Annotated in this window: 12 protein-coding genes; 7 read left to right on the top strand and 5 right to left on the bottom strand. The window is 70.1% G+C overall.

The genetic code is table 11. From position 1 onward, the window contains the following. Positions 1-671: 671 nt before the first annotated feature. Together HG543_RS56770 and HG543_RS12530 are read right to left on the bottom strand one after the other, a co-directional pair. Positions 672-3,764 (bottom strand): heparinase II/III domain-containing protein, encoded by a 3,093-nt coding sequence (locus tag HG543_RS56770; protein WP_169344963.1) that lies wholly within the window; start codon positions 3,762-3,764, stop codon positions 672-674. A 234-nt stretch (positions 3,765-3,998) separates the two neighbouring features. Next, on the bottom strand, positions 3,999-5,915 hold the full coding sequence (locus HG543_RS12530; RefSeq protein ID WP_169344962.1) for a DUF6055 domain-containing protein: 1,917 nt from the start codon (positions 5,913-5,915) through the stop codon (positions 3,999-4,001). 477 nt (positions 5,916-6,392) lie between these two features. Between HG543_RS12530 and HG543_RS12525 the strand changes: the two genes are divergently transcribed. Beyond that, positions 6,393-7,154, top strand: coding sequence for a DUF2314 domain-containing protein (locus tag HG543_RS12525; protein ID WP_211193890.1), 762 nt, complete (start codon positions 6,393-6,395; stop codon positions 7,152-7,154). An 18-nt stretch (positions 7,155-7,172) separates the two neighbouring features. Further along, positions 7,173-7,529 carry a type II toxin-antitoxin system PemK/MazF family toxin gene (locus HG543_RS12520; protein ID WP_169344961.1) on the top strand — a complete coding sequence of 119 codons (357 nt, stop codon included), beginning with the start codon at positions 7,173-7,175 and terminating at the stop codon, positions 7,527-7,529. A 10-nt stretch (positions 7,530-7,539) separates the two neighbouring features. On the opposite strand, the gene HG543_RS12515 is transcribed toward HG543_RS12520, so the two are convergent. Then, entirely contained in the window at positions 7,540-8,793 is a 1,254-nt protein-coding gene (locus tag HG543_RS12515; protein ID WP_169344960.1) for a PucR family transcriptional regulator, read from the bottom strand. A gap of 132 nt (positions 8,794-8,925) precedes the next feature. Between HG543_RS12515 and HG543_RS12510 the strand changes: the two genes are divergently transcribed. Both HG543_RS12510 and HG543_RS12505 read left to right on the top strand, forming a co-directional pair. Beyond that, positions 8,926-10,449 carry a flavin-containing monooxygenase gene (locus tag HG543_RS12510; RefSeq protein WP_169344959.1) on the top strand — a complete coding sequence of 508 codons (1,524 nt, stop codon included), beginning with the start codon at positions 8,926-8,928 and terminating at the stop codon, positions 10,447-10,449. Next, complete coding sequence (locus HG543_RS12505; RefSeq protein WP_169344958.1) at positions 10,446-11,393, top strand: alpha/beta fold hydrolase; 948 nt, start codon at positions 10,446-10,448, stop codon at positions 11,391-11,393. Before HG543_RS12510 ends, HG543_RS12505 begins: the two co-directional genes overlap by 4 nt. 21 nt (positions 11,394-11,414) lie before the next feature. On the opposite strand, the gene HG543_RS12500 is transcribed toward HG543_RS12505, so the two are convergent. Beyond that, the gene (locus tag HG543_RS12500) at positions 11,415-11,828 is read right to left on the bottom strand and encodes a toxin-antitoxin system YwqK family antitoxin (protein WP_169344957.1); all 414 of its coding nucleotides are present in this window, start codon (positions 11,826-11,828) and stop codon (positions 11,415-11,417) included. A gap of 208 nt (positions 11,829-12,036) precedes the next feature. Between HG543_RS12500 and HG543_RS12495 the strand changes: the two genes are divergently transcribed. Both HG543_RS12495 and HG543_RS12490 read left to right on the top strand, forming a co-directional pair. Continuing rightward, positions 12,037-13,953 (top strand): coiled-coil domain-containing protein, encoded by a 1,917-nt coding sequence (locus tag HG543_RS12495; RefSeq protein WP_169344956.1) that lies wholly within the window; start codon positions 12,037-12,039, stop codon positions 13,951-13,953. Positions 13,954-14,149: 196 nt separating this feature from the next. Then, on the top strand, positions 14,150-15,517 hold the full coding sequence (locus HG543_RS12490) for an NAD(P)/FAD-dependent oxidoreductase (RefSeq protein ID WP_169344955.1): 1,368 nt from the start codon (positions 14,150-14,152) through the stop codon (positions 15,515-15,517). Between the two features lie 66 nt (positions 15,518-15,583). On the opposite strand, the gene HG543_RS12485 is transcribed toward HG543_RS12490, so the two are convergent. Next, a complete protein-coding gene (locus tag HG543_RS12485; RefSeq protein ID WP_169344954.1) occupies positions 15,584-16,204 on the bottom strand; it encodes a glutathione S-transferase family protein in 621 nt (206 codons plus the stop codon). A gap of 409 nt (positions 16,205-16,613) precedes the next feature. On the opposite strand from HG543_RS12485, the gene HG543_RS12480 reads away from it, so the two are divergent. Continuing rightward, positions 16,614-18,908, top strand: a complete 2,295-nt coding sequence (locus tag HG543_RS12480; RefSeq protein WP_169344953.1) for a patatin-like phospholipase family protein — start codon at positions 16,614-16,616, stop codon at positions 18,906-18,908. Positions 18,909-18,912: the final 4 nt, after the last annotated feature.

The raw sequence follows: 18,912 nt of genomic DNA, 5'->3' as shown, positions 1-18,912 counted from the left end.
GCTGGGAGGGGATGGGGGCCTCGGAGGACCTGTACGAGATGAACGCTGCGCGAGTCGGCGGCGAAGCGGTCCGTGCGCGGCTCCGGGCATGTGCGCGCCGAGGAACAGGCGAGGACGGGGAGGATGTCGGTGGGCAGCTGCTTCCGGCGCCAGGACAGCAAGGCGGGCTACGCCCAGCAAGCAGGTGCGCCAGGAGGCCGAGGGCGACATCCGCCGAATCGCCTGGGGGACTTCGAGAGGGAGCTGACGCGTCCGGAGAAGCACCTGGCGTGGTGCGCGACGCGGAAGCGCTTCCACTTCACCTTCGTGCACTGGCATCCGGACTCGCCCCGGCCGGAGGCGTTGGGCGGTCGGACAACACGTCAGTCGCCGCGGGAGGTGCTGGCGCACGCAGAGCGCGTGGGGCGCGCTGGCACCGGGAAGCGTGCGGGTGGGTGAGGAGCTCATCTGGGGAGAAAATCAATCCCATGGGCGGGTGCTCAGGACGGCGCTGACGGCGGGGGGGACGCCGGTGCCGAGGCGGGCGAATGCCTCCGCCCGCGGGGCCTTACGACGTCCTGGCTGAATCAGGCGCGACGTTGTGCAGCCCGGCTTTCACTCCGCTGCCGCGGGACTCCTTCCATGACGTCGCTCGTCAGGCCCTGACCCGACTTCGCTGAAGGAGGTTGGCGTCAGCGGGCCGGCACCAGCACCACGCCCTGCGCGGAGCTGCGGTACGTGCCGGTGGTCGAGGGCGTCAGCGTCACCTGGCTCAGCGAGGTGTTGATGATGAGCTGGACGTTCAGGGCATAGAGCGTGTTGGGGAGCAGCCCCGTCACGATCATCCGGTTCCGACCCAGCCCCTCGATGCGGAGGCCGTGCGAGCTCTGCTGGAGGCCGCGCTGGGGGAAGACGACGACGAGCGAGTTCCCCAGCAGCACCGCCTCGGTGCCAGCATCCGCGGTGAGGCGGCGCGCCGGGGGCGGAGCCGTGACACCCTCGTCCGCCACGCTGATGACGTGGAGGAACTGCGCCGTCTCCTTGCCCTGGGTGTCCACCACCTCGACGCGCCAGGCGCCCACGTCGGGGTCCTGGGCCAGGGTGGCCTCGCTCTTCGTGGTCGCGAAGTTGCTGAACGAGGCCGTGCCGCAGTCCTGCGGGTTGGAGGACACGGCGAAGCGGTAGTCCGGCCCGTTCGGCGTGAAGCCGCCAATCTTGCAGAGGCCCGGCGCCGCCGGCAGCAGCGTCTGGAGGAAGGCGACGGCGCCGCCGTTGCGCACCTCGGTGACGGGTGTCACGCCCGGCGAGACGGCGAAGACGCCGGGCACGTTCGCGAGGTGGCCGTTGACGCGGGGCTCGTTGACGCTGTGCCAGAGCACGCTCTTGCGCAGCCCCTGCTTGCCGGCCGCCACCTGGACGCTGTCGTAGACGACCGTCACCGGCTTGGACCAGAAGCCCGGCTGGCGCAGGAACAGCACGTGGCGGAGGAAGCCGGACGGCTGGGCGAGCTTCGCCTTGGCATAGGCGCGGCTCGCGTCGCCCACGGAGAAGGTGAAGTCCGCGCCATGCTCGTAGCGCACGATGCCCGCCAGCGAGTTCACGCCACTCGGGCGGATCTGCTCGTAGGTGGGGTAGTGCACCTTGCCATCGGCGTACCACTGGCCGCCGTCGTTCGCCCGGTCGGCCCCCATGTAGAAGCGCTCGGTGGGGTCGAACACGGTCAGGGTGTTATGGGCCACGCTGCGCGTGTAGTAGTTGTGCCAGTGCCCGCTGCCGTAGCTGTCGTAGTAGCCGCTGTCGACGAGCAGCGGCGCCCGGTAGAACAGCGACAGGCTGTTCTGGTCCAGGTGCTGGTGATTGCTGCTGGTGAAGGCGGCGGAGTGGAACTCCAGCAGGGTGGTGGTGGGGGCGAACCGCCAGCTCTCGCGCATCACCACGTGGCCGGTGGGTCCGAAGCTGCGCGACAACGGCAGCGCATCCGGTGACTGCCGGGGCCTGCCCGGGCGCCACAGCAGCAGGTCCCACAGGCCGCCCCCCGAACGGCGAGGCAGGATGTGGTCCTCGTAGAGCCACTGGGCGACGGGCGCCGTGGCCGTCGAGCCGTGGTGCGAGCCGTACAGCGCCGCCACGGCGAGCGTCTCGTCCCACTCGCCCGCGAAGGTGTCGCCGGCCTTCGGGAAGGACGCCGGGGCATTGGTTCGCATGCCGTAGAGCCAGAACAGGAACTGGCGCTGGGCGAACGTGGGCACGGGCGGAGGCGTGGCCCACTTGAACGCCGTGCGGAACACCTCGGACGCCTCGGAGTTGCTCGCGCCGTAATACCACCCCATCTGGTGGCCACCCTCGGAGCCCACCCACTCGCGCACCCGATTGAAGCCCTTCTCGAAGTGCTCGTACGCCATCGACAGCATCGGCTGGACCTGCGAGTGCTCGGGGGCGATGGCGGCGAGCGCCAGGGCAATGGCCGTCACGTTGCCCCGATGGTGGCCGGACAAATAGAAGGGCGCGATGGTGGGCTTCGAGCCATGCACCGCCGGATCCCAGCCCTCCATGATGGGCGCCTCCTGGCACTTGAGGCCGGTGGTGACGCCGCTGAGGATGGGCTGCCTGCCGCAGAAGGTCTCTCCCAGCGGGTAGAGACCGTCCGTGCCCTTCGCGGTGATGGTGCCGATGATGGCCGCGGCGAGGTTCTGCGTGTAGCGCCCGGTGAGCCCCGCGCCCCGCACGTCGTTGGTGGACATGGCCCCGTACATCCAGTCATACAGCACGCCCATCGCGGCGACCCGGCCGCGCATGGAGTACTCGCCGCCCTCCAGATAGGGCACCTGCAGGAGCTTGCTCGCGTAGTTGAGGCCCGCATCCCGGAAGCGGGCCTCGCCCGTTATCAGGTGGGCCAGGGACAGGGCCTCGGCCACGTCCTGCACGTGGGAGGGGTGTGATGGCTCCGTGCCCGTGAGCACCACCGGGCTGGGGCAGGTGTTGGGGTCCGTCTTGACGGTGCACTGGTCATAGAGCCTCTTCGCGTAGCTATCCGCGCTGGAGCGCAACATGAACCAGGCCCGGTGCAGGTTCGCGTCGATGGCGGGGTAGCTGACGGTCGTGTTCAGCGCCGCATCGGTGACCTGGACGCCGGTGACCTGCTCTCCGTCGCGGCCGCGGAACTCGAGCCGCTGGCCATCCGGCCACCATTCCACGAAGGCGCCGGTGCTGCTCAGCCGGTACCAGCTCAGGTTGATGACAGGGCGGCTGTCGACCTGGACGCTGGCGGTGTGCGCCACGGCGTCCCAGCTGATGCGCAAGGTGGCGGGCACGTTGACGGGGAGGTCGACGCTCGTCACGGCGACGTACTTCCCCAGGGCCTTGAGCTCCGCGTACTGGGGCAGCCGTTGGTCCACCTGGAATCCAATCTGCAAGCCCACGGTGGGCGGGGACGCCGACGGCTTGTCATAGCTGGAGACGTGGCGGACGAAGATGCTGTTGCGGTCCGTGGCGTAGCTGTCGAAGAGCTGCACGGCGACGGGCTGGCCCGTGGTGTCGATTTCTGGCGGGGACTGGGGGGAGAGGAAGCGCGGCGTCACGGTGAACTGCAAGGAGCCACGGGTGGGGAACGTCCGCCGCGGGATGCTGTTGCGCAGCTGCGCCAGCCGCTCCGGAGTCAGCATCACGTGGGGGTGGGTGATGTGAACAGGCGGGAGGCCCACCGTGCCGGCGTCCGTGGTGCCGCCATCGGCGAACGGGGTGACGACGTCGGTGACCGCCTCCGCGGGAGTGTCCACGTCGGACACGTGCCCGAGGTCATCCCCTGGCTCGCAGCCGGCGAGAGCGAGTGCGGACAGCAGGAAGGATATGAGTTTGAGGTGGCGCATGAGGACCCCTGACTGCCTGTTTCAGCAGTGCGGCGGTAGGTGCCATCCAGGTGCGGAGGCGTAAATACGACCCATGGCCGCGCGAGATGCAACGGGGCGGACGCCTCATGCAGTCGTCCGCCCCGCGTGACATGTTTCAACTTCCCGGTGGCGCTACGGACGCCACGTATACGGTGGCGCGATAGTTACATCCGTCGTGTTCGATGCGGACGGCGTGCTCGCGTCGACGAAGCCGTAGTACGTGCCGCTCGACTTGTTCAGGCCGACGCCGCGGTACTCGATGTCACCGATGAGTCGCGCCGTTCCCGACACCGCCTGCTGGCCCTCGTAGAAGCCCAGCGGGTAGAAGGTCGCGGCCACCCGGGCCGAGCCGCTGACGCTGAAGCCATTCGTCAGCACGGAGAGGCCGGTGACGGTGCCGCCGGAGACGTTGCCCGAGAGGACGGTGGCGTGGTCCTCGATGCGCGCCGTGCCGCTCACGGTGCCGCCGAGCACCTGCGCGTAGGGGCCCACGTACACGCTCGTGGGGACGCCGCTGACGACGCAGCCACCGCCGTTGGAATGACGCTGCGTTCCCGAGGGGCAGGCGGCCTGTGTGCCATTGACGAACCCTTCGGGCCAGGCGTTCGCGAGCTGCACCATCCACGGGTAGCGGTGAATGGTGTTGTAGGGCTGGTCCCAGACAATCTGCTTCTGCACCGACGGGGTGCCCACCACGACGAGGAACAGCGCCTCGCCGGGGGTGACGCAGAAGGTGAGCTCACCGTCCGCGCCGCGCTGCAGGGGGCTGTAGCGCGGCGTGGTGATGGCGCTGTCCGTGGCGACCAGGCCCCAGCGCCAGTCGGAGTCCGCGCCGGTCTGCGTGACGCCGCGGAACGTCACTGTCACGCTGGTGGCGCCCGCCTCCGGGTAGAGCCGCACGATGTTGTAGCCCCAGCGCTGCGGCGCCCAGGCGGACGGCGTCACGAAGCGCCGGTTCGTCGCGTAGCTCGCGTCCAGCGGGTCGAGCTGCGTCAGCCGCAGGCGCCGCTCGGGCCGCGTCTTGCTGGTGATGGAGCCGTACCGCGAGCGGTACGTCGGCCCCTGGTTGCCGCCGGCCGTGGGAGGCGGGTCCTTGTAGTCCCACGTCACGTTGTGCATGGCCCACTCGCCGAAGAAGTCGTTGAGCTGGCCGATGTTCCAGCCTCGCGTCTTCATGATTTGCGAGAACGGGTCGTTGCTCGGGCTGGCCGTCCAGATTTCGTTGACGGCGCTGTAGCAGTGCTTGTCCTTGAGGAACTCCATGAACTGCCAGTTGCAGTAGCGGTCGCGCGTGGAGCCCAGATAGACGTGCGGCGCGTTGACGGCCATCTCCGAGCAGTGCACCTCGCCGCGGTACTCGGGGAGCTGGTGCGGCATGAAGTTGGCGTGGCTCTCGTAGATCCACCCGCAGGTGTTGGACTGGTTGCACGTCATGCCGCCGCTGACGCTCTGCACGGCATGCATGAACTCGTGCGCGAGCCCCCAGCGGTCAGCGAGCGCGCCGGGGCCAATCCACATGCCCATCCGCGTGGAGCTCCAGGCGCCGCCGGAGAGCCCCCAGCCGGAGTGCACGTGCACGCTGACCTTGGTCTTGTTGGTCAGGTTGCAGAGCGGCTCCTTGAAGAAGATGGGCGACCCGAAATAGGTCTTCCAGATGGTGTTCTCCAGCGTGTCGAGCGCGGCCTGCGCCGTGGTGCTGGAGATGCTCTCATCCGAGTAGATGGCGAAGTGCGCGGACTCGCGGACCAGCCGGAAGTTCTGATGGTCGGGGTCCGGGCCGCCCGCGGTCCACGTGCCCGCGGTGCAGGGCGGGGGCGTGGTGGGGCAGCTCGTCGCCCAGGCCGTCGTCGTGGTCCCTGGCTCGCACGCGGCCGCCAGCGTGGCGTCGCGGGTGCCTTCCGCCTCGCCGCTGGTACATCCGTCGCCGACACATCCGCTGGAGACGCTCTCTTCCTCCGCCAGCGCTCCGTCCGGGTGACATCCGGTTCCGAAGACGCCCATCGCGAACAGCAGGGCGGAGAGAGGCAATGCCTTGCGGTGTCTCATCATGGTTTCACAATCCTTGCCTGGGGGGATGGCAGTTCGAATCCATGGCGCACCCAACCCACGCGCGCGCCAGAGGGGAGGCGCGCGCCCGGAACCGAGAGCGTGTTGCAGGTGCAACACGCTCTCTGTACAGCGCACTTGCGCCGAATTCAAATGGAAACCCGGTGAATGCTTGTATGTCTATATTTTAGATGGAGCTGAAATCAGCCCGACCCGGAGAGCCTGGAGGGCTATGAGCCCGCGCTCGTGGCTTCCCTGCGGCGTGCCCCTCGCTGTTCGGCGTCATGATGCTCGGGCGCCTCCTCGACACGGACCTGGAGCCGGCTCGCGGGGCCGAGCTGAGGAGCGTCCTGGACGAGGTGGCGCGCAACACGCTCGCTCCCGCCGCGGTACGGAAGGAAGCAAGGAAGCAGCGGACTGGCTCGGGAACACCTCGGTGCTGTAGAGCATGGGCCTGGGCGACGAGTGACGGAGAGCCACATGGCACAGGTGCACTTCGCTTCGGGCAATGACCCGGAGATGCAGCGGGCGATGGAGCAGGCGCGAAAGACGTTCCGGTTCTTCTGGCGCGAGCTCGCCTGGGAGCAGCGGCGCATCGTCCCGGCGCTGGAGCTGTCGGCCATCAAGGTGCCCTTCCGCGACCCGCCCGGGCCCCAGGAGACCGGAGCCGACGTCGAGGAGATGTGGGTGGGCGAGGTCGACTTCGACGGCAGGACGCTGACCGGACTGCTCCTCAACAGCCCCCACCGGCTGCGCACCATCCAGGAGGGGGACCGCGTCGAGGTGCCGTGGAACCACATCTCCGACTGGATGTACGTCATCGACGGGCGCGTCTACGGGGCGTACACCGTGAACCTCCTCCGCTCGCGGATGCCGCCCGAGGAGCGCGAGGCCCACGACGAGGCGTGGGGCTTCGACTTCGGAGACCCGGGGAACATCCAGGTGGTGCCCGCGAGCCATCCCCCGCAGCCCGCCGAGCACCCGATGGCGCTGAACATGGGGCCATCCCTGCGGGACTACCTGAAGGCGGACCCCCAGCGCGTGGCCGCGCGGAACGAGAAGGGCTTCACGCTCCTGCACGACCTGTCGCTGGCGGGGACGAAGTCAGGGGTGGGCATCGCCCTGGAGCACGGAGCGGACCCGAACGCGCTCACCGGCCACGGGATGAGCCCCCTCCAGCTCGCGAACGCGCTGGGCTGGGAGGACGTCGCCGCGGAGCTGAAGGCCCGCGGCGCGCGCTGACCTCCCCACGAGCGCACCATGACCATCAACCGTGGTGACATCTTCTGGATTGCCGCCGATGACTCGCGGGGGCCCGCGCCGAGCTACTCCCATCCCCACGTGGTGGTGCAGGACGACGTCTTCAATCACTCACGCATCACCACGGTGGTCGTGTGCGCCCTGACGTCCAACCTGCACCGGGCCAGCGAGCCGGGGAACGTGCTGCTCGACCCCGGCGAGGGCAACCTTCCCAAGCAGAGCGTGGTGGTCGTGTCGCAGATTTCGTCGGTCGACAAGGCCCGCCTGGGTGAGCGCATCGGGTCGCTGTCCGACGCGCGGGTGGAGCAGATTCTGGCGGGCCTGCGCTTCCAGCAGGTGTCGTTCTTCAATCGCTAGCGGCGCCCGTTCATGCGCCATGGGTCCGCCAGCGCAGCACCTCGAGCGCGACGGCGACCTGCACCCGTTGGTGTTCGAGCGGGCGGGGGAGGAGCTCCTCGGCACGCGAGAGCCGCCGGAGCAGGGTGTTCCGATGGGTGTGGAGCCGCTCCGCCGTGCGGGAGGCATTGCACCCTTCGTTGAGGAACGTCAGCAGCGCGCGCCGGAGCTCCGGGTCGGCCGACTCCAGCTCGCCCAGCGTGTGCTTGACGAACTGGTCCGCGCCCTCGGCGTCCTGGGTGACGAGGGAGACGAGCCGGACGTCATCGAAGCTGACGATGCGCCGCTCGGAGCCCAGGCGGGCCACCATCCGCTGCGTCGTGAGCGCATCGAGGTGGCTCCGGCGGAAGCCCTCGACGCCGCGGCCGGTGGAGCCAATCGCCATCCGCACGGACGGCGTTTGCTGTAGCGCCAGGCCCACCTGCTCCAGGTCGGGCTCGGCGCCTCCGGGCACCCAGACCCAGAGGGTGGCCGCGCTGGCGACGACGGAGAGGGGGCGCTGCACCCGCGCGGCGCGAGCGAGCGCGTCGGCGGCCCCTTCGAGCGCGCCAAGGTCGGACTCGGCCGCGTCGCTCCAGATGACGGCGGCCCGGTGCACCTGGTCGAGCTCGTACCCGAGCCGCCGCGAGGCGTTCTGGGGCTGGATGGGCGCGCCGTCGAGGAGCAGCGAGACGACCTCCCGGCGCTCGGCATGGGTGCCGCGGGTCAGCTCGTCGCGCTCCGCGTCCATCTGGGCGGAGATGCCCGCCACTGTCGCCTCGATGAACGCGGAGATGGAGCGGGCCGTCACGTCGAGTAGCTCGCGCAGCTCGTCGGGGTCGGACGTCAGCTCGAACGCAATCGACATCCACCGCAGCCAGGCCGCGTTCTGCCCGGTGCGGTACGTGTGCAGCGCGGACTCGTTCATTCCCCGCCGCACGAGGTCCCGCGCGATGGCGAGCGGCTCGGGGCCCAGGTTCGCCGGGACGGGCGCCCCCGGGTCCTGGATGTTGGCCGCCGCCCAGTGCAAGAGGTTCGCTCGGTTCGTCCGGCGCGCCGCCGCCGCGAGCACGGGGTCGTCCGCGATGGCCCGCATGTGCTCGGTGGACAGCGTCGCCGCGTCCAGCTCCTCCAGCCACTCCGGCGGCGCGTTCAGGGCGCGCTCCGCCCCGCGGCGGATGAGCTCACGGACCCGCTTGGACGGGCGCTCCCACTGCCATGAGGCATTGCCACGCTGGTGCACCATGCACCATGGGTAACGCACTTTTGTGCAGTCTGCACCTTGTGCCCTGGCTTCGTGCCCGCAATGTTGGGTGTTGTCTGTACGTGTGGGGCCGGCCCCGCCTGTTCCCTTCCCGCATCTTCACGGAGCCCAACCATGTCCACCCAGCGCGGCTCAGCGCCCACCGAGAACGTCGACGTGCTCATCGTCGGCGCGGGCATCTCTGGTATCGGCGCGGCCTGGTATCTCCAGAAGGAGCACCCCTCCAAGTCGTACGCCATCCTGGAGGCGCGCGGCGCGACCGGCGGCACGTGGGATTTATTCCGCTACCCCGGCATCCGCTCGGACTCCGACCTGCACACGCTCGGCTATGCGTTCAAGCCCTGGGTCAAGGAGCAGGCAATCGCGAGCGCGGACGCCATCCTCGGCTACCTGCGTGAGACGGCCGCCGAGAATGGCATCGACCGCAAGATTCGACTGCACCACAAGGTGCGCGGCGCCTCCTGGTCGAGCGCGGATGCCCGATGGGTGGTGGACGTCGAGCGGACCGACACCGGCGAGCGCCTTCAAGTGAAGTGCCGGTGGCTGTTCTGCGCGAGCGGCTACTACCGCTACGACGAGGGCTTCACGCCGCGGTTCGAGGGCACCGAGCGCTTCGGAGGACGCATCGTCCATCCGCAGCACTGGCCCGAGGACCTGGACTACCAGGGCAAGCGCGTCGTCGTCATCGGGAGCGGCGCCACGGCCGTGACGCTCGTGCCCGCGATGGCCGGAACGGCCTCGCATGTGACGATGCTGCAGCGGACCCCCACGTACATCCTGCCGGTCGCCTCCAGGGACCGGATCGCCAACCTGCTGCGCTGGCTGCTCCCCCGGAAGTGGGCGTACGCGCTCACGCGGCGCAAGAACATCGCCGTGCAGCGGGCCTTCTGGCGGTTCTGCCGGGCCTGGCCAGGCCTGGCGCGGCGGCTGATTCGCTACGCCAATGCGAAGCAGCTGCCGAAGGGCTACCCGGTCGACGAGCACTTCAGCCCGCCGTACAACCCGTGGGACCAGCGGCTGTGCATGGTCCCCGACGCGGACCTCTTCCAGGCGATTCGCAAGGGCAGCGCGTCGGTGGTCACCGACAGAATCGAGACCTTCACCGAGCGCGGCCTCAAGCTCGCGTCGGGGCGGGAGCTCGAAGCAGACATCGTGGTGACGGCCACCGGGCTGAACCTCCTGGCGCTCGGGGGCATCGCCTTGACGGTCGACGGCGTGCCGGTGCACCTGCCTGACAAGGTGGCCTTCCGGGGGATGATGCTCGACGGCGTGCCGAACTTCTCGCTCGCGGTCGGCTACACGAACTCATCGTGGACGCTGAAGATTGGCCTGCTCTGCGAGCACTTCTGCCGCTTGCTCACGTACATGGACAAGCACGGCCACACCATCTGCCGCCCCGAGCGGGGCGAGACCGACATGCCAACGCGGCCGCTGCTCGACTTCGCCGCCGGGTACGTGCAGCGGTCCCTCGGCGAGCTTCCACGTCAGGGCATGCAGGCCCCCTGGTTGATGTCCATGGACTACTACTCCGACACGAAGCTCCTGAAGGAGGACTCGGTCGAGGACCCGAACCTGCGGTTCTCCTCGCACGTCCGCGAGGTCGTCACGTCCGAGCCGAAGGTGGCGGTGGCGGTATGAGCGCCTTGCAACCCACTGTCACTCCGGCCGCCACGGATGACCGGTTCTGTGAGCTGCCCCATGGCCTTCGCATCTGCTTCCGGACATGGGGGAGCACGACGGGCGAACCCCTGCTCCTGCTGGCCGGGCTCGGGCTGCACCTGACCTCGTGGCCGAAGGCCCTGGTCGACACGCTCGTGCGCCAGGGCTTCTACGTCGTGGCGTTCGACAATCGCGACGTGGGCCGCTCCTCGCGTGCGTCCGTGCCGCCCCCGGGCAGGTTCCGGCAGTTCTTCCGGATTCCCCGGGACGATGGCTACGACCTCGGCGACATGGCGGAGGACACCGTGGGGTTGCTCGACCACCTCGGCATCGCGAGCGCGCATCTGGTGGGCATGTCGATGGGCGGCATGATTTCCCAGACCCTTGCCGCGCGGCATCCGGAGCGGGTCCGCACCCTGACGTCCATCTTCTCCACGACAGGGGCACGGAGCGTCGGGCAGCCCGCGTTCTCGACCATCCTGCGGCTGGCGAAGCCTCCCGCGAACACGAGCGAGGAGTCGGCGGCGAACTATCTCAACATCGTCCGGCACATCGCGGCGACGGGCTTCCCGTTCGACGACGCCGTCATCCGCGAGTACGCGCTGGAGGCGTGGGAGCGCGGAGATGGGCGTACGGCCCATGAGGGTGTCGCGCGGCAGATTGGCGCCATCATGAAGTCGGGAGACCGGACGGCCGAGCTTCGCCGCATCACCGCGCCGACGCTCGTCATCCACGGAGACAACGACCTCATGGTGCATCCGAGCGGCGGAGAGGCGACGGCCGCCGCCATCCCCGGGGCCCGGCACGTCACCATTCCCGGCATGGGCCACCACCTGGCGGACGGAGTGCTGGAGCAGCTCGCCAACCTGACGGTGGAACACGCGCGACGGAGCACGCCGCACGCGGGAGCCGGGAGCCGCTGATTCGATGAGACCGGAGGGAGCCTACGCGGAGCTGGGACCGTAGACCTTGCGGCTCTGCAGGAGGCGCTCGTAGGCGGAGTCCGTCTCCTTCAGCCGGTACTCCTCCACGAGGGTTCCTTTCTCGTCCCACTTCCGCTTGGAGAGGACAATCCCGTACTCGCACTCGGTCTCCTCCTGGAGGACTCCCTCGGGAGACCACTCGCGCGAGACGCCGTGCTTGACGTCCTGGAAGTAGTCGGCCTCTTCGGCCAGGGCTCCATTCCCGTGCCAGGCCCGGCTGTGCCCCCAGAGCAGCCCCTCGCGGAACTCGGCTTCGCTCTCCAGCGTCCCGTCAATGAACTCTCCGCGGGCGATACCGGTGAAGGGCTCTCCCTCGAAGTAGGTGAGGCCGTCGTCGGCGTCGTAGGAAAGCTCCCCCCTGGGAACCCGCTTCATCCTGGCCATCCTCTCGCAACCCTTCGTGTGGAAGGGAAGCTGGTTCTACAGCGGGGAACGTCTCCGCGTGCGTTCCGCTAGCGCCCCGCCTGAGGTACGTACGGCGGTACCGGGGCAATGTGCGAAGAAGAACCCGGCCTGCCCGCCCGGATGAGGAGCAGGCTGGCACAGAGGCGGGAGGAGGAAGCTGGTGGTAGAAGGCAGGGGGATGAGCGCTTCCGACGCGCTGGTGCGAACCGCTCCACTCGCGCGTACCCAGACCGATGCCGAGAACGCCGTCGCCGAGGCCGAGCGGCGGCTGCTCGCATTGCTCGATGAAATCTCCATGCTCGACCTGGAGGTGGAGACCCTCGCCTCGGAGCTGGCCGCCTTCTCCGCGCGCTACGAGCACGAGCTGTCGGCCGCCTTCGCCAACCTCGAGCGGCATGAGCGCCTGGTCCGGCGGCTCCAGGCGCTGCAGGACGAGCTGGCGCGGCTCGACGCGGAGCTGCGCGCGCAGCAGTCGAAACCGAAGCCGTCCGGCCGCAAGTCGCGCAAGCCCAAACGCTCGTATCGGACCGTGTGGGAGGAGGCGGACGACGCGGCGGAAGGCGAGCGCCCCTGGACGCCCGGCGCCACGCTCGACGACGGCGAGCCCGAGCCGCTCTCGCCCCCTCCGGACCTCGCGTCCGAGGCGCAGACGCTCAAGCGGCTCTATCGCAAGCTCGCGCGACTGCTGCACCCGGACCTGGCCCGGACGGAGGAGGAGCGGCAGCGGCTCCACCAGATGATGATCCAGGTCAACCTCGCCTTCGAGCAGGGTGACCGGACCGCGCTGGAGCTGTTCCTCGTGCGCGTGGACCGGGGCGAGATGCTCGACACGGCCCTGTCCGCGGACGAGCGGCTCGCGCACCTGGAGAAGCGCATCGCCGCCCTGGCACCCGTCCGCCGCTCGCTGCTCGCGGACCTCGGCCGGCTGCGCGAGTCGTCCACCTTCCGTCTCCACGCCGAATGGAAGGGGCTCGAGGAGCTGGGCCGCGACTACTTCCAGGAGACCCTCAAGGAGCTCGCCGAGGACGCCGAGCGCACGATGCGCGACGCCCTGGCGCGCATGGGCCGGCTCGACCGGGCGGCCCGGGAGCTGACCGCGTTGAAGAACTCGCTCACGCAGGCGAAGACCGAAGGGGCGCTGCGGACCTTCGACCCCATCCTCGAAAGCCCCCTGGTGCGCAAGGGCGCGGAGCGGCTCGAGCGCCAGCGGGCCTCGTCCGAGGCCCGCGTGCTCGCGCGGACGCTGGAGGAGGCGGTGGAGCATGCTCCGTGGGAGGCCACGCTGGTGCTGATGGCCTTCTTCGCCGAGCGCGCGGGGCGTCCCCCCGACTCGCTGTCGAACCGGGAGGGCTGGGCCGAGCGCTACGCCGCCGTGGCCTCGGAGTGGCCGGAAGCTCCGTCCTTCGAGGAGCTCCTCACCCGGCTGCCGCAGCCCCTGGAGCTCGGGCTGCGCTACCAGGGTGGAAAGGTGCGCTTCGGACTCCAGCTCAAGTCCGTGGAGCTGCTCGCCGGGGTGCCCATCGCGCTCGAACGCCAGACCGTCGCGATGCTGGCGCAGCGGGTGCTCGCGCACCTCGGTCCGCGCGAGCAGTGCAAGGGCTGTGGCGCGGAGGCCTACCTCGTCCACCTGATGCGCACCCGAGGCCTGGATGAGCTCAACGGGCTGGTGTGCCCGCACTGCGGCCACGTCGCCAAGAGCTACTTCCTCTTCAACTGGTCCGAGGGCCAGGAGGCGCTCTTGCCCTTCGCCCTGAAGGTGGGCCTCGTCGACGAGGTGGTGGTGAAGCTCGCGGGCAAGGGCATCGCCTTCCAGCTCGTGCCCGTGTCGCGCGAGGCGCTGACGGTGGGAGCGCTGAAGCAGCTCTTCACGGACCTGTACCTCAAGCCGTACGGCATCGCGGCGGAGCACGCGGACCTGGTGGTGAAGGCGGGGACCCGCGTGCTGAAGGACGAGGACCCGGTCGAGGCGCCCGTGCTGTCGCTCGGCATCCGCAAGGCGGACCGGGACTCCCTGGCGTCCGAGCTGGCCGAGGGTGAGAAGGAGCTGGTGGCGCTGCTGCGCTCGCGAATCGAGCGCCGCTTCCGGCCGGGCTAGCGCCACGCGGGAGGCGCGGTGTACTGGCCCAGCTCGGCCCTGGTACCCCACCGGGCCAGCGCCGCGGGGCCGGCCCGCGCATCAGCCGCGCTGCTGGTGTGATTCAGCCGGAGAATTGCTCCGGAATGCGGAATATCCCCCGGCCCGCTAGATAGGACCCACTGACTTCAGGGTCCTGCACGGGGGTTCCACGGCCATGATGCACGTCACTCCGTCACTTCAGGCCGGTGAGAAGCACGTCATCGTGATTGGAGGTGGCTTCGCGGGGCTCAATGCCGCGAAGGAGCTGGCGCGGCACCGGGAGGTGCGCGTCACCTTGATTGACCAGCGCAACCACCATCTCTTCCAGCCGCTGCTCTACCAGGTGGCCACCGCGGGGCTGCGGCCTTCGGACATCGCGGTGCCCATCCGCGCGCAGTTCACGGGCAATCCGAACGTGTCGGTGCATCTGGCGCAGGTCCGTCAGGTCGGGCTGAAGGAGCGCTGGGTCGAGGTCGGGGACGACAATGGGAGCTTCGCGCGCGTGGGGTACGACTACCTCGTCATCGCCTGCGGAGCCCAGCACAGCTACTTCGGCCGGAATGACTGGGAGCCGCACGCGCCGGGACTCAAGACGCTCGAGCAGGCGACGGAGATACGCCGACGCATCCTCTCCGCCTTCGAGAGCGCGGAGAACGAGTTCGACCCCGAGCGGCAGCGGGCCCTGCTCAACTTCGTCGTCGTGGGAGGAGGCCCGACGGGCGTGGAGCTGGCGGGGGCCATCGCCGATATCGCCCGCACGGTGCTGGTGAAGGACTTCCGGCGCATCAACCCGTCCAGCGCGCGCGTCGTCCTCGTGGAGGCGGGGCCGCGATTGCTGCCGGCCTTCTCTGAGGAGCTCTCGCTGCGCGCCACGAAGGACCTCACGGAGCTGGGGGTGGAGGTCCGCACCTCGGCGCGTGTCACCGGCGTCGACGCGGAAGGCATCCAGCTTGGCGAGGAGCGCGTCCTCGCCCGCAGCGTCTTCTGGGGCGCGGGAGTGGAGGCCGCGAAGCTCACCCGCATGGTCGGGGCCGAGCTGGACAGGGCGGGCCGGGTGAAGGTGTCCGAGGACCTCTCCATCCCGGGCTTTCCCGAGGCCTTCGTCGTGGGTGACGCCGCGCACATCGACATTGGGGGCCAGGTCGTCCCGGGGCTCGCGCCCGCCGCCATCCAGACAGGCAGGTGCGCGGCACGCAACATCGTCGCGTCCATCTCGGGCCGGCAGCGCACGGCCTTCCGTTACCGGGACAAGGGGACGATGGCGACCATCGGAAAGCACAGGGCCATCGCGCAGACGGGGGCGCTGCGCCTGACGGGCTTCATGGCGTGGGTGGCCTGGCTGTTCATCCACGTCCTGTACCTCATCGACTTCAAGAACCGCGTGACGGTCTTCCTGGAGTGGACGTGGAGCTACCTCTTCGCGAAGCGAGGCGCCCGGCTCATCACCCAGCGAGACTGGAGGCTCGACACCGAAGCGTTGAAGCCGAACGGCGGCGCGGCATCCTCCCCGTCAGGAGACCGCGCCATGGCCGCCAACGGCTGACCTGACGAGGAGACCGGGTGCCCTGGGTGCCCGGCCGCCTCTCGCGTCTGGCCCGCATGAGCGGCGTCAGGGCGTGCCGGGACGGCAGTACTCGGCATGGCCGGGAATCGATTCCAGGCGCCGCAGATAGCCCTCGACGGCGGGCAGCCGCTCGTGAGCGATGGGCGTCATGCGCCAGCGGTGAACGGACAGCGCCAGCACCACGTCCGCCAGCGTGAAGTCGTCACCGCAGACGAACGCGCCCGTCCGGGTCAGCCGGCCGTCCAGGATGCGCATCTTGCCGTTCCAGTCACGCGTGCTGTCAGCGACATCGTTGGCATCGAACCGGTCGCTGTGGCGAACCAGGGCCATGAAGGCGGGACGCCACGCGGGGTTCAGTTCCGTTGCCTGCCAGTCCATCCACTGTTCCACCCGCGCCCGCCGCAGTGGGTCGGCTGGCAGCAGCGTGCTGTCTCCCTGACGCGCCACCAGGTAGCGGCAGATGGTGTTCGACTCCCACAGCACCGTGTCGCCATCGCGCAGCACGGGGACCTGGGCGTTCGGATTCAGCGCGAGAAACTCCGGCACGTTCGGGTCGCGCACGCCGCTGCCCCACGGCTCCAACTGCCAGCGCAGGTCCAGCAGACGGCATGTCCACAGCACCTTGCGGACATTGATGGATGTCTCCTTGCCCAGAATCGTCAGCATGGCGTCTTCCTTTCGCCCGGCCTCTTCCGCATCGGGCACGCTATCGGGACTTGCCGCGTGAACCAGCTCTCGGAGTCGGGCGCCTGGGGCCACCCGCACGCACGGCCTGCTCCGCGCTGAGTTCCGCGCTCCATCATGGTCGCGCCATCAGGCGCAGCTTCGGACGCTCGCTTCAATGGCCGCGAACTGAAACACCTGGAGACTTGCCTCGACCAACTGACCCGTTTAGTATTCCGGTCACAACACGCCGCAGCCCCAGCACTGAAACACCGCAGGAAACCCACGCCGCGCTCGGGCGGTAGGGCATTCGTTTGCCCACGACTGACCGGGAAACCAAGCCAGTCACCGGGTTTGAGCCGCCGCGAAGGCGCCCGGCCACGAAACGAGGAACGAAGTGACGAAGCCTGGCATGAGTGGGAGACGGGCACCGCGCACGGGCCCGGGTCGCGGCGCCGCACTCGCCGCGCTCCTGCTCATCGCGGGCATGGCGAGGGCCGAGGCTCCCGAGGAGCCCGCGCTCGGTCCAGGTCCCGGTGCCGCCGCGTACTCCCTCACCGTCAGCGGCGGGGTGGCGCTGGGCGCCTACGAAGCGGGCTTCCTGGAGTACGCCGTCGCCACGTCCCGCGCCGTCGGCATGGAGCGACTGCGGCTCCTGACGGGGGCCTCCGCCGGCAGCCTCAACGGCCTGCTGGCCGTCCTCGCGGCGTGCGGCGACGAGGCACCCGGGCCCACCCAGTCCCTCTTCTGGGACACGTGGATTCCCGTGGGCTATGGCCGCCTCTTCGTCCCCGAGGACGTGACGCCCCTGGGCGTCTTCTCCCGTGCATGGCTGGAGGCCCAGGCGCGCCGGCTCGAGGCGGCGTGGAACCGCGGCCTGTCGCCCACCTGCGACGTGGTGCTGGGCGTGTCGGTCACCCGCGTGGAGCCGCGCCTCGTGCACGTGGCGGGCGGGCGCCTGCCGCTGCCGCGCATGGAGGAGAAGTTCGCCCTGCGCATCCAGGGCCGCGGCCCCGGCCAGCCGCCGCGCGTGACGAACTACACCGCCCCCGGCAGCACCCGGCGCGAGCCGCTGCTCGTCACCGACGCGCGAGGCGAGGTGGCGTTCGCCCAGGTGCGAGACCTCGTCCTCGCGTCCATGGCCTTTCCGGTGGCCTTCCCGCCCAAGCCGCTCGCCACCTGCGCGGCGGGCGCGACGGCCCACCCCGGCGTGTGCCTGCCCACCGAGGCGCACGAGGCCGACTACATCGATGGTGGCATCTTCGACAACACGCCGCTGCGCCTGGCCGTGGGCCTGGCGCGTGACGGACTCACGCCCGCGCCGAAGGGCGGCCCCATGCGCTGGCGCGACGTGCCCGAGCCCGGCCGCCGGAGTTCCCCCACCGACGTCTTCTTCGTCTTCGTGGACCCGGACGCCACCGAGTACCCGGCCGCACCCGGACCGGTGGGCCCCCGCGCGGCGGCGCAGCTGCCGCGAATGCTCGGCGGCGTGGTGTCGGCCTTCATCGACACGGCGCGCTCCAAGGAACTGGCGCTGCTCGTCGAGGAGGAGCCGGAGATTGCCCAGCGCCTCAGCCTGCCGCGCCGGCACTTCCCGGCCGCGAGCGCCCCGCTGGCCGCCTTCCTCGGCTTCTTCGAGACGGCCTTTCGCAGCTTCGACTTCTACCTGGGCATGTACGACGCGCGGGTCATGATGCAGGAGGCGGCCGCGGCCGGCCTGGGGCGCTTCGAGCCGCCGGAGGGAGCGGGCGCGGACTGGACGCCCCTGAGATGCATGCGCGCGGTGTACGACGGGCTGCCGGGAGCCGAGGCGGCCTGCGCTGGCGAGGCGCTGGCGGACTTCCGCGCGCTGCTACAGGTGTCGCTCGACCGGCTGTACTCCGTGTGCCGGGACGCGAAGGCAACCCCGGGTCCGCGCGGCTGGCGCAACGCCCACTGCGAGCGCGCCACGACGGGGCAGACACCGCCGCGAGTGCCGGGCCTCGCGCCGAAGCGGTGGCCGGACTGGCGGCAGGGCGCCCAGGAGACGGAGCTCGCGCACACCCTGCGGCTGCTGGGCGCCTATGGCTTCCACTTCCGCGACCTCGGTGCGCCCCCGGGACGTGACGACATCGCGCTCATGCGCATCCGGCAATCCTTCGGGAGCGCCCTGCGGCGGCTCGCCGACGCGCAGCCGGACGATGGCGGCGGGGCGGTGGAGTTCGCCGGCAAGCTCCTCGCCGACAGCGTGGCGGCGTACGCGCCCCCGCGCACCTCGCTGCACCTGGTAATGGGGCCCACCCTCACCGAGCTGGGCGTGAGCCTCGGCACCGACTCGCCGGAGATGCCCCGCGGGCTGCGGCTGTCGGGCGCATTGGGCCTGCGCGGGCTGCAGCGGGTGTTCTCCTCGGCGGAAGGGGAGTCCTTCGCGCTGGCCGCCGTCGCGGGCCCCGAGTTCCGGCCTCCCGCGCTGCAGGCGGGGCTCGTCCAGGGACGCCTCGCGCTGCGCGCCGGCTGGCAGTTCAGCACGCGCAACCGCTCGGCCGGCGAGGACTGCCACTCCGCGGGCGTGAGCGCGTGCTCGCGCCCCGTGGTGCAGGGCCTCCTCGGCGCGACGTTCCTCGAGCGCCTGCGCGTGCAGGTGGTGGGCGAGTGGTACCCGCCCTCGGGTGGACACCGGGGGCTGTGGACCATCGCGCCGGGCCTCGGCGTGGAGCTCCACCCATGAGCCT

Source organism: Pyxidicoccus fallax, assembly GCF_012933655.1.
In the GTDB taxonomy this organism is placed as follows: Bacteria; Myxococcota; Myxococcia; order Myxococcales; family Myxococcaceae; genus Myxococcus; species Myxococcus fallax.
This window is presented reverse-complemented; position numbering and strand designations above follow the sequence as displayed.

Bases quoted from the DNA above. Each gene is read 5' to 3' on its own strand.
- HG543_RS12525 (WP_211193890.1), top strand. From the start codon at position 6,393: ATGGCACAGGTGCACTTCGCTTCGGGCAATGACCCGGAGATGCAGCGG.
- HG543_RS12515 (WP_169344960.1), bottom strand. From the start codon at position 8,793: ATGGTGCACCAGCGTGGCAATGCCTCATGGCAGTGGGAGCGCCCGTCC.
- HG543_RS12510 (WP_169344959.1), top strand. From the start codon at position 8,926: ATGTCCACCCAGCGCGGCTCAGCGCCCACCGAGAACGTCGACGTGCTC.
- HG543_RS12495 (WP_169344956.1), top strand. From the start codon at position 12,037: ATGAGCGCTTCCGACGCGCTGGTGCGAACCGCTCCACTCGCGCGTACC.
- HG543_RS12500 (WP_169344957.1), bottom strand. From the start codon at position 11,828: ATGAAGCGGGTTCCCAGGGGGGAGCTTTCCTACGACGCCGACGACGGC.
- HG543_RS12530 (WP_169344962.1), bottom strand. From the start codon at position 5,915: ATGATGAGACACCGCAAGGCATTGCCTCTCTCCGCCCTGCTGTTCGCG.
- HG543_RS12520 (WP_169344961.1), top strand. From the start codon at position 7,173: ATGACCATCAACCGTGGTGACATCTTCTGGATTGCCGCCGATGACTCG.
- HG543_RS12490 (WP_169344955.1), top strand. From the start codon at position 14,150: ATGATGCACGTCACTCCGTCACTTCAGGCCGGTGAGAAGCACGTCATC.
- HG543_RS12505 (WP_169344958.1), top strand. From the start codon at position 10,446: ATGAGCGCCTTGCAACCCACTGTCACTCCGGCCGCCACGGATGACCGG.
- HG543_RS12485 (WP_169344954.1), bottom strand. From the start codon at position 16,204: ATGCTGACGATTCTGGGCAAGGAGACATCCATCAATGTCCGCAAGGTG.
- HG543_RS12480 (WP_169344953.1), top strand. From the start codon at position 16,614: ATGAGTGGGAGACGGGCACCGCGCACGGGCCCGGGTCGCGGCGCCGCA.